General features: G+C 64.3%; 14 protein-coding genes. 8 read left to right on the top strand and 6 right to left on the bottom strand.

Going from position 1 to position 15076, the window contains the following annotated elements:
* Positions 1–121 precede the first annotated feature (121 nt).
* The 7 genes from KYE46_RS11575 (at position 122) to KYE46_RS11545 (ending at position 9064) form a co-directional block, all read left to right on the top strand.
* A complete protein-coding gene (locus KYE46_RS11575) occupies positions 122–1024 on the top strand; it encodes a LysR family transcriptional regulator (RefSeq protein WP_219000771.1) in 903 nt (300 codons plus the stop codon).
* A 126-nt stretch (positions 1025–1150) separates the two neighbouring features.
* Entirely contained in the window at positions 1151–1618 is a 468-nt protein-coding gene (locus KYE46_RS11570; RefSeq protein WP_219000770.1) for a formate dehydrogenase subunit gamma, read from the top strand.
* Complete coding sequence (locus tag KYE46_RS11565; protein ID WP_219000769.1) at positions 1615–3111, top strand: NADH-ubiquinone oxidoreductase-F iron-sulfur binding region domain-containing protein; 1497 nt, start codon at positions 1615–1617, stop codon at positions 3109–3111. Before KYE46_RS11570 ends, KYE46_RS11565 begins: the two co-directional genes overlap by 4 nt.
* Before the next feature lie 109 nt (positions 3112–3220).
* Positions 3221–6112, top strand: coding sequence for a formate dehydrogenase subunit alpha (gene fdhF, locus KYE46_RS11560; RefSeq protein ID WP_219000768.1), 2892 nt, complete (start codon positions 3221–3223; stop codon positions 6110–6112).
* Positions 6113–6168: 56 nt separating this feature from the next.
* The gene (gene fdhD / locus KYE46_RS11555) at positions 6169–6918 is read left to right on the top strand and encodes a formate dehydrogenase accessory sulfurtransferase FdhD (RefSeq protein WP_247716823.1); all 750 of its coding nucleotides are present in this window, start codon (positions 6169–6171) and stop codon (positions 6916–6918) included.
* Positions 6908–7111: a formate dehydrogenase subunit delta gene (locus tag KYE46_RS11550; RefSeq protein ID WP_219000766.1), complete on the top strand. Its 204-nt coding sequence runs from the start codon at positions 6908–6910 to the stop codon at positions 7109–7111. Before fdhD ends, KYE46_RS11550 begins: the two co-directional genes overlap by 11 nt.
* A 183-nt stretch (positions 7112–7294) precedes the next feature.
* Positions 7295–9064, top strand: a complete 1770-nt coding sequence (locus KYE46_RS11545; RefSeq protein ID WP_219000765.1) for an IlvD/Edd family dehydratase — start codon at positions 7295–7297, stop codon at positions 9062–9064.
* Between the two features lie 124 nt (positions 9065–9188).
* On the opposite strand, the gene KYE46_RS11540 is transcribed toward KYE46_RS11545, so the two are convergent.
* From KYE46_RS11540 to KYE46_RS11530, 3 genes are all read right to left on the bottom strand, one after another.
* Positions 9189–9812 carry a DUF1638 domain-containing protein gene (locus tag KYE46_RS11540; RefSeq protein ID WP_219000764.1) on the bottom strand — a complete coding sequence of 208 codons (624 nt, stop codon included), beginning with the start codon at positions 9810–9812 and terminating at the stop codon, positions 9189–9191.
* Between the two features lie 358 nt (positions 9813–10170).
* Positions 10171–11055: an EamA family transporter gene (locus KYE46_RS11535; protein WP_219000763.1), complete on the bottom strand. Its 885-nt coding sequence runs from the start codon at positions 11053–11055 to the stop codon at positions 10171–10173.
* 152 nt (positions 11056–11207) lie between these two features.
* Complete coding sequence (locus KYE46_RS11530) at positions 11208–11915, bottom strand: corrinoid protein (RefSeq protein ID WP_219000762.1); 708 nt, start codon at positions 11913–11915, stop codon at positions 11208–11210.
* Between the two features lie 130 nt (positions 11916–12045).
* On the opposite strand from KYE46_RS11530, the gene KYE46_RS11525 reads away from it, so the two are divergent.
* On the top strand, positions 12046–13134 hold the full coding sequence (locus KYE46_RS11525; protein WP_219000761.1) for a PA0069 family radical SAM protein: 1089 nt from the start codon (positions 12046–12048) through the stop codon (positions 13132–13134).
* Positions 13135–13240: 106 nt separating this feature from the next.
* Here KYE46_RS11525 and KYE46_RS11520 read toward each other — a convergent pair whose 3' ends face one another.
* The 3 genes from KYE46_RS11520 to KYE46_RS11510 all read right to left on the bottom strand — a co-directional run bounded on the left by KYE46_RS11520 (position 13241) and on the right by KYE46_RS11510 (position 15053).
* Positions 13241–13489: an N-(5'-phosphoribosyl)anthranilate isomerase gene (locus tag KYE46_RS11520; protein ID WP_219000760.1), complete on the bottom strand. Its 249-nt coding sequence runs from the start codon at positions 13487–13489 to the stop codon at positions 13241–13243.
* A 47-nt stretch (positions 13490–13536) separates the two neighbouring features.
* Positions 13537–14559 carry a betaine--homocysteine S-methyltransferase gene (gene bmt, locus KYE46_RS11515; RefSeq protein WP_219000759.1) on the bottom strand — a complete coding sequence of 341 codons (1023 nt, stop codon included), beginning with the start codon at positions 14557–14559 and terminating at the stop codon, positions 13537–13539.
* A 179-nt stretch (positions 14560–14738) separates the two neighbouring features.
* Positions 14739–15053, bottom strand: a complete 315-nt coding sequence (locus KYE46_RS11510) for a DUF1476 domain-containing protein (protein WP_219000758.1) — start codon at positions 15051–15053, stop codon at positions 14739–14741.
* Positions 15054–15076: the final 23 nt, after the last annotated feature.

Raw genomic sequence — 15076 nt, 5'->3', positions numbered from 1 at the left:
GGTTTTGACAAATCACCTTGCGGCGCGCGGGCGCGTCCAAGGTGACTGGGGCCGGGCAGAAACCATCCGTCGATAGAGAATCCCGATTGAAGCCGGGGTGATTGATTGCGAAACTGGTGGCATGATCCATAAACTCGAAATGTTCATCGCCGTCGCGCGCGAGGGTCACTTCGGCCGCGCCGCCGAAAGCCTTGGCCTCACGCAGCCCACGCTCTCCACCGGTATCAAGCAGTTGGAAGAGATGTTGGGGGTGCAGCTGATCTTTCGCGGATCGCGTTACGGCGGGCTGACGCCAGAGGGCCAGCGCGCGTTGGTCTGGGCGCGGCAGTTGGTCAGCGATGCGCGCGCCTTCCGGCAGGAGATGCGCACCGCACGCCACGGGTTGAGCGGCATCGTGCGGCTCGCGGTGATCCCCACGGCGCTTACATGGGCCGCGCAACTCAGCGCGCGCTTCACCGCCGCGCATCCCAATGTGCGCTTCACGATCCTCAGCAGAACCTCGGTCGAGATCCTGTCGATGCTTGAAAACCTCGAGGTGGATGCGGGCCTCTCCTACCTCGACAACGAGCCCTTGGGCCGCGTCACGATGGAGACGCTCTATCAGGAGAAATACACGGTCGTCTGCCATCGCGAGAGCGATATCGCCTTGCAGGAAAGAGTCGAATGGGCGGACCTCGCGGGGGAGCGTTTGTGCCTACTCACGCCCAACATGCAGAATCGCCGGATCATCAACGAGAACTTCATGGCGGCCGGGATCTCTCCCGAAGCGCAGGTCGAGAGCAACTCCACCGTGGTGCTCGCGGCCCATGTGCAGGCGGGGGGCTGGATCACCGTCCTGCCGATCGACATGGCGCGGTTTCTTTGTGCCGGCAAACCGGAACTGGTGATCCGCGAGCTCGAAGGGCAGGGGATGGATCACGCCGTCGGCCTCGTCGCGCCGTACCGGGAGCCGCACACCCCGGTGCTCACGGCCCTGATCGCCGAGACACGGGCGCTGTCGAAGAAGGGCGTCAGCTCCGCTTAGGGCCGCTTTCCGGGTGCCGCGAGCGGGCGCCTTCTTGATTGAATATCTCAATCGTCCAACGGGATTGCGATATTGAATGCTGAATGACTGAGTCCCATACAACGGGCACACCATTCGGAGCACGCCATGTCAGCCTCGCCAGCCCCGCACGATCCATCCGAGATCAGCGAAATTATCCAACGAAACATGCACTTGGAGGGGCCTCTGCTGCCGATCCTGCATGATGTGCAGGCGGCTTTCGGCTATGTTCCCGATGCCGCGCGCGCGCCGATTGCCGAAGCGCTCAACATCACCGAGGCCGAATTGCACGGCGTCATCTCCTTTTATCACGATTTTCGGCGCAAGCCTGCGGGCGCGCGGGTCCTGAAAATCTGCCGTGCAGAGGCATGTCAGGCGATGGGCGCGAACGAGATGTCCGAGGCGTTGCTGGCCAAGCTCGGGCTCGGCTGGAACGAGACCGCGCCCGATGGCGGGCTGACGGTCGAGCCGATCTATTGCCTCGGTCTTTGCGCCTGCGGGCCGGCGGCGATGATCGACGGCAAGGTCAAGGGGCGCGTCACGGCCGAGGCTCTGGCGGCGGAGGTTGCGCGATGAAGGTCTATGTTCCCCGCGATGCCGCCGCAAAGGCGCTCGGCGCCGATGATGTTGCCGCCGCTTTTGCCGCCGCCGGTGCCGAGGTGGTGCGCAACGGGACGCGCGGCATGATCTGGCTGGAGCCGCTCGTCGAGGTCGAGCGGGATGGGCAGCGGATCGGCTACGGCGCGGTCACGGTGGATGACATTCCCGCGATCATGGACGGCAGCGCGGAGAGCCTCGGTGTCGTGGAAGAGATCCCGTTCTATGCGAAGCAGAACCGGCTGACGTTCCAGCGCTGCGGTGTCATCGACCCGCTCTCGCTGGCAGACTACGAGGCTCACGGGGGCCTGACGGGGCTGCGCAACGCGCTGGCGATGAGCGCCGAGGACATCACGACCCATGTCACCGAGTCCGGGTTGCGCGGTCGCGGCGGCGCGGGCTTCCCGACCGGCATCAAGTGGAACACGGTGCGCCTTGCCGAGGCGCCGCAGAAGTACATCGTGTGCAACGCCGACGAGGGCGACAGCGGCACTTTCGCGGACCGGATGATCATGGAGGGCGATCCCTTCTGCCTGATCGAAGGCATGGTGATCGCGGGCCTCGGGGTCGGCGCTACGAAGGGCTACATCTACCTGCGGTCCGAGTATCCGGATGCAATCGAAGTGATGAACGAGGCGCTGGTTATTGCGCGTGAAAACAACCTCTTGGGGCGCGTTCTTCACTCACCGCGTGAATTCGATATCGAGGTGCGCGTGGGCGCCGGCGCTTATGTTTGCGGTGAGGAAACCTCGCTGCTGAACTCGCTGGAAGGCAAGCGCGGCGTGGTGCGCGCGAAGCCGCCGTTGCCTGCGCTGGAGGGGTTCTTGGGCCGTCCGACCGTCGTCAACAACGTGATCTCGCTGGCGACCGTGCCGGTGATCTTCGAGAAGGGTGCCGCGCACTACGCGAGCTTCGGGCTCGGCCGGTCCAAGGGCACGATGCCGATCCAGATCGCGGGCAACGTGAAGCACGGAGGCCTCTTCGAGACCGCTTTCGGCATGCCGCTTGGCGAGTTGGTGAACGATATCGCAGGCGGTACCGCGACGGGGCGGCCGGTGAAGGCGGTGCAGGTGGGCGGGCCGCTCGGCGCTTATTTCGCGCCGGAGAAATTCGACACGCCCTTCGCCTACGAGCCCTTCGACGGCGCCGGCGGTTTGATCGGACACGCAGGTGTGGTAGTATTCGACGACAGTGCCGACATGCTCGGCATGGCCCGTTTCGCGATGGAGTTCTGCGCGATCGAAAGCTGTGGCAAGTGTACGCCCTGCCGCATCGGCTCGGTCCGGGGTGTGGAAACGCTCGACCGGATCGCGGAGGGAGACGCCACGGCGATCCCGCTGCTGGTGGATCTTTGCGAAACGATGAAGGACGGCTCTCTTTGCGCCCTGGGCGGCTTCACGCCCTACCCGGTGATGAGCGCGTTGGAGCAGTTCCCTGAGGAATTCGCAGGCGTGAAGGAGGCAGCTGAATGAGCGTGTCTTTGGCAGGTCTTTCGCCGACTGCGTCGGCGACCGGATGGGGGCGCTGCCCCCATACCCCCGGGATATTTGATGAACGAGGAAGCGCAGGGAGCGTGGTGGCATGAAGGATTTCATTATTCCGGACGATCGGGATTTCGGCACCCCTGCCAAGGTCGGGGCGCCGGTGACGCTGACCATCGACGGCTTCGCGGTGACGGTGCCCGAGGGCACCTCCGTGATGCGGGCGGCGGCCGAGGCGGGTCTGTCGATCCCCAAGCTTTGCGCGACCGATAGTGTCGAGGCTTTTGGCTCCTGTCGCCTTTGCGTCGTGGAGATCGAGGGGCGGCGCGGGACGCCGGCTTCCTGCACGACGCCGGTGGCCGAGGGCATGGCGGTACGTACGCAATCGTCCAAGGTGAAGAAGATCCGCAAGGGGGTGATGGAGCTCTACATCTCCGACCATCCTCTGGATTGCCTGACCTGTGCGGCCAATGGCGATTGCGAGTTGCAGGACATGGCGGGCGCCGTGGGCCTGCGCGACGTGCGCTACGAGGCGCCCGAGGCGGGCGGCCTGGCAAACCATTTCGAACCGCGTCAGGGCGGTGAGGCGAACCCGGAGTGGATCGCCAAGGACGACAGCAACCCGTATTTCACCTACGATCCGTCGAAGTGTATCGTCTGCTCGCGTTGTGTGCGGGCTTGCGAGGAGGTGCAGGGCACCTTCGCGCTGACGATCGAGGGGCGCGGTTTCGAGAGCCGGGTGTCTGCCGGCGGGCCGCTGGATGAGTTTCTGACCTCCGACTGTGTCTCTTGCGGCGCCTGCGTTCAGGCCTGCCCGACGGCGACGTTGCAGGAGAAGTCGGTGATCGAACTGGGCACGCCCGAGCGCTCGGTGATCACCACCTGCGCCTATTGCGGGGTAGGGTGCTCGTTCAAGGCGGAGCTGAATGGCGATGAGCTGGTGCGGATGGTGCCCTACAAGCATGGCGAGGCCAACCGGGGCCATTCCTGCGTCAAGGGTCGCTTCGCCTATGGCTATGCCAACCACTCGGACCGGGTGCTGAACCCGATGATCCGCGACAGCATCGACCAGCCTTGGAAGGAGGTCTCTTGGGAAGAGGCCATTGGTTTCGCGGCTAATCGGATGCGCGGGTTGCAGGAGAAATACGGGCGCAAGTCGATCGGGGTCATCACCTCCTCGCGCTGCACCAACGAGGAAACCTACCTCGTCCAGAAGCTGGCGCGAGGCGTCTTCCTCAACAACAACACCGATACCTGCGCGCGGGTGTGCCATTCGCCCACCGGCTACGGGTTGGGGCAGACCTTCGGCACCAGCGCCGGGACGCAGAACTTCGACTCGGTCGAGCATGTCGATGTCGCCGTGATCATCGGGGCCAATCCCACCGACGCCCACCCCGTCTTCGGCTCGCGCCTGAAAAAGCGGGTGCGCCAGGGCGCGAAGTTGATCGTCATCGACCCGCGCAAGACGGACGTGGTGCGCTCGGCCCATATCGAGGCGGCCCACCACCTGCCGCTGCGTCCGGGTACCAACGTGGCCGTGGTCACGGCGATGGCCCATGTGATCGTGGACGAGAAGCTCTACGACGAGGCCTTCATCCGCGAGCGCTGCGACTGGAACGAGTTCGAGGAATATGCCGAGTTCGTCCGCGACGTGCGCCATTCGCCCGAGATGACCGAGATGCTCACCGGTGTCCCGGCGGAGGAGCTGCGCGCGGCGGCCCGACTTTATGCGACCGGTGGCAACGGGGCGATTTACTACGGCCTCGGCGTGACCGAGCACAGCCAGGGCTCCACCACCGTCATGGGGATCGCTAACCTCGCCATGCTGACCGGCAACCTCGGGCGCGAGGGCGTGGGGGTGAACCCCCTGCGCGGTCAGAACAACGTGCAGGGTGCTTGTGACATGGGCTCTTTCCCGCACGAGTTGCCGGGCTATCGCCACGTGAAGGGCGACGAAGTCCGCGCCGTGTTCGAGAGCCGGTGGGGCGTGGAAATCGACCCGGAGCCGGGCCTGCGCATTCCAAACATGCTCGATGCCGCAGTGAGCGGCTCCTTCAAGGGCCTCTATTGCCAGGGCGAGGATATCCTGCAGTCCGATCCCGACACCCACCACGTGGCCGCCGGCCTCGCGGCTATGGAGTGCGTCATCGTCCACGACCTTTTCCTGAACGAGACGGCGAACTACGCCCATGTCTTCCTGCCGGGCTCGACCTTTCTCGAAAAGGACGGCACGTTTACCAACGCCGAGCGTCGGATCAACCGGGTGCGCGAAGTGATGAAGCCGCGCAACGGCTATGCCGATTGGGAGGTCACGCAGCTCTTGGCGAAGGCCATGGGGGCCGATTGGCACTACACCCATCCGAGCCAAATCATGGACGAAATCTCCGAGACGACGCCGGGCTTCGCCAACGTGAACTACGCGATGCTGGAAGAGCGTGGCTCGGTTCAGTGGCCCTGCAACGACGCGGCGCCCGACGGCTCGCCGATCATGCACGTGGACGGTTTCGTGCGCGGCAAGGGGCGGTTCATCGTGACCGAATATATTCCCACCGACGAGCGCTCCGGCCCGCGGTTCCCGCTTCTGCTGACGACGGGGCGGATCCTGTCGCAGTATAACGTGGGTGCCCAGACGCGTCGGACGGACAATGTGATTTGGCATGACCAGGACGTGCTCGAAATCCACCCCCACGACGCCGAGGTGCGCGGGATCAAGGAGGGCGATTGGGTCAAACTGGCCAGCCGCGCGGGCGAGACCTCGTTGCGGGCGACCCTGACCGACCGGGTCGTTCCGGGGGTGGTCTATACGACCTTCCATCACCCCGACACGCAGGCCAACGTCATCACCACGGATCATTCCGACTGGGCCACCAATTGCCCGGAATACAAGGTGACGGCGGTGCAGGTGGGTCTGTCGAACGGACCGACGGAATGGCAGCGCGAGTACAATGCGCAAGCGGCGATGTCGCGCCGGATCGAAACGGCGGCCGAGTGAAGGCCAGTCGCTCCATAGCGGCCGTGGCCCACGGAAAGGAGGGATCGCGCAAGGTCATGCGGTCCCTGCCGGAGGAGACGCCTGTCGCCGTGACAGTCAACGGAACGACTCAAGCGGTGATGATGTGCTCGCCCTCGGATCTCGAGGATTTCGCCGTGGGCTTTGCGTTCACCGAGGGCTTTGCAACCCCGGAGCAGATCGAGCGGGTGGAGATCGTCGAGCTTGAGGCGGGCATCGAGGCGCGTCTCTGGGTGGCAGATGCGGTGGCCGAGGCCCTCGGCGCGCGGCGGCGTGCGATGATGGGGCCGGTGGGCTGCGGCCTTTGCGGAATCGACTCGCTGGAGGAGGCACTGCGGGCCTTGCCGGTGCTGCCCGAGGGGCGCGCCATGGACGCGACGACTGCCGCCTCGGGGCCGGACCTGCTTCGCGATCACCAGCCGCTCCATGACCTCACACAGGCGGTTCATGCAGCAGGCTTCCTCGTGCCGGGGCAGGGGATCGTTCTGGCGTGCGAAGACGTAGGCCGCCACAACGCGCTCGACAAATTGGTGGGCGCGATGCAGCGCGAGAGGCTCGACCCCATGGCGGGCGCCATCGTCCTGACGAGCCGCGTCTCGGTCGAGATGGTGCAGAAGACGGTGCTGCTCGGCTGCCCGATCCTAATCGCCGTCTCCGCCCCGACCGCCCATGCGCTCCGCATGGCCGAGGCCGCCAACCTGACAATCGCCGCCTTCGCCCGCGATGGACGGCTCGAGACATTCACCCATTCGCAACGGATCGACCGGAGCCAGACTGATGCCGCATGACAAACTGACCCGCATGGCCAACCAGATCGCCAGCTTCTTCGCCACGCAGCCTGGCTCGGATCAGGCAGAGCGGGTGGCCACGCATCTCAACGATTTCTGGGGTCCTGAAATGCGCGCGGCCTTGAAGGCGCGGGCGGCCGAGGATGATACGGATCTGTCGCCGCTGGTCCGTGATGCGCTGCCGATGATTTGAGGCTAGGCGTCCGAGCCGCTGCCCGCGTCGGGAGGTGTGGGGAGGGCGGGATTGAGTTGTATTTGCCAAGATGAAGGAGCACCGGGGTGCCAGCGCCCTGCGTTCCGGGCTTGAGGCGCGGCCTCATCACGGGCTAGGGTGGTTTCAACATTTGACCCTAAGTTTCAAATAGTGGAACCATCCATGGCTGATACCCGCGCGCGCCGCCGCTACCGCTCTCAGGAGTGGTTCGATAATCCGAACAACCCAGGCATGACCGCCTTGTATCTGGAGCGGTACCAGAACCAGGCGTTCACCCGTGGCGAGCTGCAGGCGGACAAGCCGATTGTCGGGATCGCACAGACGGGCAGCGATCTCGTGCCCTGCAACAAGATCCACGTGTTCTTGATGGACCGGATCAAGGCAGGCATTCGCGATGGCGGCGGCATTCCGTTGGAGTTTCCGGTGCATCCGATCCAGGAGACCGGCAAGCGGCCCACGGCGGCGCTGGATCGCAACCTGCAGTATCTCTCGCTCGTGGAAGTCCTGCACGGCTACCCGCTGGATGGCGTCGTCCTGACGACCGGTTGTGACAAGACCACCCCCGCGATGCTGATGGGGGCGGCGACGGTCGACATCCCGGCGATTGCACTGAACGGCGGGCCGATGCTTGACGGCTGGTTCCGCGGCAAGCGCGCAGGCTCGGGCACCGCGATCTGGGAGGGGCGGCGCCTGCTGGCCACCGGCGAGATCGACTACGAGGAATTCATGCAGATGGCCTGCGCCTCCTCACCTTCGCTCGGCCATTGCAACACGATGGGAACCGCCTCGACGATGAACGCGCTGGCAGAGGCGCTCGGCATGACATTGCCCGGCGCCGCGGCGATCCCGGCGCCGTTCCGCGAGCGGATGGAGATGGCCTACCTCACAGGACGCCGCGCGGTGGAGATGGTGGAGGAGGACCTCAAGCCCTCCGACATCCTGACGCGCGCCGCCTTCGAGAACGCGATCAAGGTCAACACGGCGATCGGAGGCTCGACCAATGCGCCGCCGCATCTCCAGGCACTGGCGCGCCACGCGGGCGTCGAATTGCACGTCAGCGATTGGGAGAAAATCGGCCACGCGCTGCCGCTTCTGGTGAATCTGCAGCCGGCAGGCGAGTACCTGGGCGAGAGCTTCTTCCGCGCGGGCGGTGTGCCCGCGGTGATGGGCGAATTGCACCGCGCGGGGCTGCTGGATGGCTCGGTGATGACGGCATCCGGCAAGTCGCTGCAGGAGACGCTTGGCAGCTCGAAAAGTCGCGATGAGGACGTGATCCGCCCGGTGGACAACCCGATGCGCGAGGAGGCGGGCTTCGCGGTGCTGACCGGCAATCTCTTCGACAGCGCCCTGATGAAGACCAGTGTGATTTCCGCCGACTTCCGCGCGCGCTTCCTGAAGAACAACCGCTACGAGGGTCGCGCCATCGTCTTCGAGGGCCCGGAGGATTACCACGACCGCGTCAATGATCCCGATCTGGCCATCGACGATGACTGCATCCTCTTCATCCGGGGCGTCGGCTGCGTCGGCTACCCCGGGTCCGCCGAGGTGGTGAACATGCAGCCGCCCGATGCGTTGATCATGGACGGCATCAAGCATTTGCCCACCGTCGGCGACGGGCGGCAGTCAGGCACCTCTGAAAGCCCCTCGATCCTCAATGCCTCACCCGAAGCCACGGTCGGGGGCGGCCTCGCTTATTTGCAAACCGGGGATCGCGTCCGCCTGGACCTGAATGAGGGCACGTTGAACGCGCTGGTGCCTGACGACGAGTGGAACGCCCGCAAGGCCGCTTGGACCGCGCCGGAACTGCACCATCAGACCCCTTGGCAAGAGCTCTACCGTAAGCATGTCGGACAACTGGCAGACGGCGGCTGCCTTGAGCTCGCGACCGCCTATCAACGCATCGCCAAGGACCTCCCCCGCGACAACCACTGATCTGCCGCAGCTTCCCCGTTCCTGAAATATCCCGGGGGAGCTTGCGACCGCCAGGTCGAAAGCGGGGGCAGCGCCCCACTTCCCGCTGCCTCTCAGAACCGCCCGATATTCCAACTAAATTACGCTACAACCGCGACAGCGCGACCTGCAAATCGCCATAGCCCGTAAACCTGCGCTCAAAATCGAGCCCGAGGTCTGCCGCGTGACCTCGCGCTTTCTCGGTCAGCGCCGGATCATCGACCTGGGCCTGATAGACAAGCGTCGTGTAATTGCCGAAATACATGTCCCGCAACTCGGGATAGCGGTCGAGACCAAGGGGTTTCGTCACAAACGCATCGAACTGTTTGACCAGAAAGTCGGTCAGGTAAAAACTGGTGACTTCTCCGCGGGCTTCGAACTCCTGATTGCCCTCAAAGAAGGAGTAGCAATGCGGGCCTTCGAGCATCGAGACGCCCAAGGCTTCACAACGCGCTTGCAGCAGCCCGCCGGTGCCGCAATCGGCGTATAGCACGAAGACATCGTCATAGTCCGCGCGCCGGGCGCGTACCGCGGCCTCGACAGCATCCGGGATCGCGTCGGGCGTATTGTGCAGTTTCGCGGGCAGGCAGTGCAGGTCGAGGTGATCCCAATGGTTGAGCCGCTTCAAGGCCAGGACTTCATGGGCGAGGGCGCCGCAGGCAAGCAGGAGGACCCGCCCTGCCTTGGGGACAGCTAATCCGTGCTCAACGAGATCGGTATCGTCCATCATAATAGGCCTCCCGACGGGCCGGGGGTGTCTGGGCGCGGGACGGCTCGCGCGCCTCGCACGTCTACTCTGACATTATCGCAGCCAAGGAGGTTTCCCACAACCGACGTGACACGCGCGGTCATCGACGCGGGCGCTCCATACACCTGTATCCCGGTATCCTGAAATCAGCTAACAGTTTCAGATAGTTCACCTGTCTTTTTGGTCAGGTTTGGCATTTTCGTGCATCACGTTTGTTGCTCGGTGAGGGCATGTGTTCTACGCCTTCGGCACGGCAGACCGGTCTCTTCAGAGACTGCCCCCTTTGCCGTAAATCAGTTGAGTAACGAGTGCCGACGGGCCTGCGCTTTTGCGCGGTCCGTCACGAGTACCTTTGCAGAAGACGCGGGCCGAGGACGGTCAGCGCGATGCCTGCGAGGATGACGACGCCCGAGACGGCCTCGAGCGTGCCAAGTGTCTCGCCCAGGATCAGACCGGCTGTCAGGATCCCGACGAGGGGGATGCCAAGCGCGAAGGGCGTGACAAGCGCCGCCGGATGCCGCGAGAGCAGGCTGCCCCAGATCGAATAGCCGATGATGGTGGAGATGACGGCGACATAGACGACGCCGGCCCATCCCTGCAGGCTCATCGCCGCGATGGTTGCGAAGGGGGCCGGGCCCTCGATCGCCCATGAAAGGCCGAGCATCGGCAGGGGCGGGATCAGGCTGGCCCAGATAAAGAGTGCGGCCATGTTGACCCCCGGCAGTCGGCGAAAGACCATGTTACCGAGCGCCCAGGACAAAGCCCCGCACAGAACGAGCGCCAAACCGACAATGGTAACATTTCCCCCGCCGGCAATGCCGAAGCCCGCAAGGCCCATGCAAGCCAGCGCGATGCCGGTGACTTGGGGCCAGCTGACCCGTTCGCCATAAAAGAGAGCGGCGAGGATGATCGTGAGCGGGGCCTGGCTCTGCAGGATCAGGGAGGCGAGGCCCGCGGTGACATCAGCGCGCATCGCCATGAAAAGGAACGCGAACTGGCCGGTGTTGACCAACAGGCCGATCGCGATGATCGCCCGCCAGCTTGCGGGGCGCGGGAAAAACACGATCAGTGGGACGAGGATGAAGAACCGAAGTCCGACGAAAAGAAGCGGCGGCAGCTCGTCGAGCACCATTTTCATGGCGGTGAAATTCGACCCCCAGGCGAGGATCACGCAAAGAACCAACGCGAGGTCGCGCGGCGGCATGATGGTGCGGGTGTCGGTCATGGAGGCACTAGGCCTTTGCGGGACCGGACGTGCAACCGCTAAAGTAGGGCCGCCGCAGGATAATCTCGCCCCGGGAAGCCACAGCCAGAACGAGAAAGGCCTGCGAGGAGCTACCTCCCGCAGACCTTTCAATCGGTATCGCCGAGCGTGTCTTAAGCCGAGGCACCCATCTGGTTATGCTTGCGCGCGACCCATTCCTTGGCCGTTTCGACGGCCACCGCGGCGTCGCGGCAGTAGGCGTCGGCGCCGATGGCCTTGCCGAATTCGTCGTTCAGGGGCGCGCCGCCGACCAGAACGATGTAATCGTCGCGGATACCCTTTTCGTTCATCGTGTCGATGACGACCTTCATGTAGGGCATCGTCGTGGTCAGCAGGGCGGACATGCCGAGGATGTCGGGCTTCTCGGCTTCAAGCGCCTCGAGATAGCTCTCCACGGCATTGTTGATCCCGAGGTCCACGACCTCGAAGCCCGCACCTTCCATCATCATCGACACGAGGTTCTTGCCGATGTCATGAATGTCACCCTTCACGGTGCCGATCACCATCTTGCCGACCCGAGGCGCGCCGGTCTCGATCAGCAGCGGCTTGAGGATCGCCATGCCGCCCTTCATCGCGTTGGCGGCCATCAGGACCTCAGGCACGAAGAGGATTCCATCGCGGAAGTCATTGCCGACGATCGTCATGCCGCCGACCAGCGCCTCGGTCAGGATACGGTAGGGCTCCCACTTGCGCTCGAGCAGGATGTTCACACCTTCCTCGATCTCTTCCTTGAGGCCGTCGTAGAGGTCGTCGAACATTTGCGCGACGAGGTCCTCGTCGTTCAGTTCAGACAGGACAATGTCGTCTTCTTGATCAGACATGGGAAACGCTCCTGCTAACCGGCGCCGATGCCGGTGTTTTTTTCACTATCTAGATATTTCCCAACGTCGCGGGCGGCTGTTTGCGACATGGGGCGAAGTCTGTGCGACCAAGGTTGCGGATGTTCCTCAAATGTTCCACACTTGCCCGATGGATCATTCGGGCCGGCGCAGCATTGGAAGAGGGGTGGCGAGCAACCCTGTCGGGCGGTTCGAGCGCCACGGTCGGGAGGCTGTGGATGACGGGTGGGATCTTGTCGAAGAGCTGCCGCCCTTGCGCACGGAAGTGGCAGAGGAACGCGCGCGGCGCATTATAGCGCGCAATACCTCGCCAGATATATCCTTTGACCGTTCCATCAATCCCTACAGGGGCTGCGAGCACGGCTGCGTCTACTGCTTCGCGCGCACCTCGCACGCCTATCTGGGAATGTCGCCGGGGTTGGATTTCGAGACCAAGCTGATTGCGCGCCCGAACGCAGCCGAGCTTCTGGACGCCGAGCTGCGCCGGCCAAGCTACGTCTGCGACACGATCGCCATTGGCACCAACACCGACGCCTACCAGCCGATCGAGCGCGACCGCCGGGTGATGCGGGGCGTGTTGGAGGTTCTGCAGCAGTTCCGGCATCCGGTCGCCATTGCCACCAAGGGCGCGCTGATCGAGCGCGACGTTGATATCCTGTCGGAAATGGGAGGAGCGGCGCTGGCCCGGGTGGGGCTTTCGGTCACGACGCTCCAGCCCGAGGTGTCGCGCAAGATGGAACCGCGGGTGCCGTCTCCGGCGCGGCGGCTGCGCACGATCGAGAGACTGGCGAAGGCCGGGGTGCCGGTGCGGGTGATGATCTCTCCCATCGTGCCGGGACTTACCGATCACGAGCTTGAAGGCATCGTGACCGCGGCCCGTGACGCTGGCGCCGTAGCCGCGAGCATGATCCCGATCAGACTGCCGCGCGAAGTCTCGGACCTTTGGCAGTCCTGGCTCAGGGAGCATTACCCCGAGCGGGAGGAACGAGTAATGTCGAAGCTGCGCGACATGCACGGCGGCAAACCCTACGAGGCGGAGTTCGGCAAACGCATGCGGGGGGAGGGCGTCTGGGCCAAGCTGCTGCAGCAACGCTTCAACCGCGCCGTGCGCGCAGCGGGTCTGGCCGAGACGTTGCCCCCCTTGCGGCGCGACCTGTTCGAGGTGCCGCTCGCCCGCGGCGACCAACTCGCCCTGTTTTGAACGTGGATGGAGAGTTTTGCAAAACTCTCCCCCCGCCCTTGCAAGGGCGTGCGACAAAGCCTTGCAAGGCTTTGCGCAGACTTTTGCAAAAGTCTGGCGGCCGCCGTCAGATGGGGATGACGGGCTGTGCATTGCAGAACACCACGACCTGCGCGCTGTTACGGACGGCGGAATAGCCCCGGCGGCGCAGTTCCTGACGGAAGCGCGGCCAGCCGACGATCCGTTCGACATCGCGGGCTTTGCGGCGGACGACTTGGCCGTTGATCGCGGCGCGGGCCGAGAAAAGGTGTTCGATCCAACGCTCGGCTTCAAGCGAGGGTGCGACGGGCGGGGCGCATGAGAATAGGTCTTCCATGACATGGAGATCACCAGATCAAGGTTAAATGATCGTGAACGTGACGCTCAGGCCTGGGTCCGGCGCCGTCCGCGACGTTCTCGTGTCGGGCCGCCGCCGTTCTCTTCGGTCCCGTCCACGCCAGAGGAGAAGCCGCCCATTTCCTCGGCAATCTGCTCGAGGCTTGGCGCCGCGCCGCGCGGGGTGGTCTCCAGCGCTTCGCGCATATGGGCGAGATGTTCGGGTGTCGTGCCGCAGCAGCCACCGATGATCGTGGCACCGGCATCGCGGGCCAGCACGGCGTATCGCGCCATGAGCTCTGGCGTGCCGTCGTAGTGGATGTGGCCGTTCACGTACTTGGGGATACCGGCGTTGCCCTTCGCAATGATCGGGCGCGGATTGCCGGAGGCGCGGAAGCCCAGAACCGTGCGCAGCAGATCCGACGCGCCGACGCCGCAATTCGCGCCATAGGCCAGCGGCGCGTGCGACAGTTTTTCGACCATCGCGGCCATGGCGGCAGAGGTCAGGCCCATCATCGTGCGCCCGGCGGTGTCGAAGCTCATGGTACCGCACCACGGCATGTCCGCCAGTCGTGCCGCCTCGGAGGCCGCCTTGTATTCTTCGGGTGCCGAGATCGTCTCGACCCAGAGCACATCCGCGCCGCCAGCTTTCAGGCCCTCGGCCTGCTCGTGGAACATCTCGACTGCAATCTCGTGGGTGAGGGGGCCCATCGGTGCCATGATCTCGCCGGTGGGACCGACCGAGCCCGCCACGATGATCTCGCGTCCGGCCGTGTCGGCAACCTCGCGGCCGATCTCGGCGGCGGCCTTGTTCAACTCGTGCACGCGGTCTTGCGCGTCGTGCAGCTTCAAGCGCGCGGCGGTGCCGCCGAAAGAATTGGTGAGGAAGAGGTCCGAGCCTGCGTCGACAGCGCCTCGGTATAATCTGGTGATGCGATCGGGGTGATCCACGTTCCACAATTCCGGCGCGTCGCCGGACTGGAGGCCCATGTTGAACAGCGCGGTTCCCGTGGCGCCATCGGCCAGCAGCCATTCTCTGGAGGACAAGAGGCGGGAGAGGGGATCGGACATCGGACTACCTTGCTATCAAAAAACGCGCGCCCGCGAGGCATGGCGTGGGCGCGCGTTATGAGCAAGGCGCAAAATTTGCATGTTTGTCATGAGCCGCGCTCATGAGGGTCTTTAGGAACGCAAGGGCCAAGACCGCACCGGTCTTCAAGTGGTGAAGCGTGGCCCCGGTTGAGCGCGGCTCAGCCCTCGTCGACCAGCTGTGCTTTGGCGACCACCAGCAGCTCGTCGTATTTCGCGCGAACCTCTGTCTCGGATTTCTTGTCGCCCAGATCGGCCATGACCTTGCGCATCACGTCCTCGTGGCCGGCCTCTTCGAAATCGGCCTTCACCACCTCTGCGGCATAGGCGTTGGCGTCCTCACCGGTCTTGCCAAGCGCATCGGCGACCCAGAGACCCATCAGTTTGTTGCGGCGCGCTTCGGCCTTGAACTGCATCTCTGCATCGTGGGCATACTTGTTCTCGAAGGCTTTTTCGCGATCGTCGAATGTGGTCATCAAGGTCTCCATTTCGCGGGAAT

The sequence above is a fragment of the Gymnodinialimonas ceratoperidinii genome (assembly GCF_019297855.1).
GTDB lineage: Bacteria > Pseudomonadota > Alphaproteobacteria > Rhodobacterales > Rhodobacteraceae > Gymnodinialimonas > Gymnodinialimonas ceratoperidinii.
The sequence above is the reverse complement of the archived record's forward strand: the minus strand, read 5'-3'. Positions and strand labels throughout refer to the sequence as shown.

Bases quoted from the DNA above. Each gene is read 5' to 3' on its own strand.
- KYE46_RS11575 (WP_219000771.1), top strand. From the start codon at position 122: ATGATCCATAAACTCGAAATGTTCATCGCCGTCGCGCGCGAGGGTCAC.
- KYE46_RS11570 (WP_219000770.1), top strand. From the start codon at position 1,151: ATGTCAGCCTCGCCAGCCCCGCACGATCCATCCGAGATCAGCGAAATT.
- KYE46_RS11565 (WP_219000769.1), top strand. From the start codon at position 1,615: ATGAAGGTCTATGTTCCCCGCGATGCCGCCGCAAAGGCGCTCGGCGCC.
- fdhF (WP_219000768.1), top strand. From the start codon at position 3,221: ATGAAGGATTTCATTATTCCGGACGATCGGGATTTCGGCACCCCTGCC.
- fdhD (WP_247716823.1), top strand. From the start codon at position 6,169: ATGCGGTCCCTGCCGGAGGAGACGCCTGTCGCCGTGACAGTCAACGGA.
- KYE46_RS11550 (WP_219000766.1), top strand. From the start codon at position 6,908: ATGCCGCATGACAAACTGACCCGCATGGCCAACCAGATCGCCAGCTTC.
- KYE46_RS11545 (WP_219000765.1), top strand. From the start codon at position 7,295: ATGGCTGATACCCGCGCGCGCCGCCGCTACCGCTCTCAGGAGTGGTTC.
- KYE46_RS11540 (WP_219000764.1), bottom strand. From the start codon at position 9,812: ATGATGGACGATACCGATCTCGTTGAGCACGGATTAGCTGTCCCCAAG.
- KYE46_RS11535 (WP_219000763.1), bottom strand. From the start codon at position 11,055: ATGACCGACACCCGCACCATCATGCCGCCGCGCGACCTCGCGTTGGTT.
- KYE46_RS11530 (WP_219000762.1), bottom strand. From the start codon at position 11,915: ATGTCTGATCAAGAAGACGACATTGTCCTGTCTGAACTGAACGACGAG.
- KYE46_RS11525 (WP_219000761.1), top strand. From the start codon at position 12,046: ATGTTCCACACTTGCCCGATGGATCATTCGGGCCGGCGCAGCATTGGA.
- KYE46_RS11520 (WP_219000760.1), bottom strand. From the start codon at position 13,489: ATGGAAGACCTATTCTCATGCGCCCCGCCCGTCGCACCCTCGCTTGAA.
- bmt (WP_219000759.1), bottom strand. From the start codon at position 14,559: ATGTCCGATCCCCTCTCCCGCCTCTTGTCCTCCAGAGAATGGCTGCTG.
- KYE46_RS11510 (WP_219000758.1), bottom strand. From the start codon at position 15,053: ATGACCACATTCGACGATCGCGAAAAAGCCTTCGAGAACAAGTATGCC.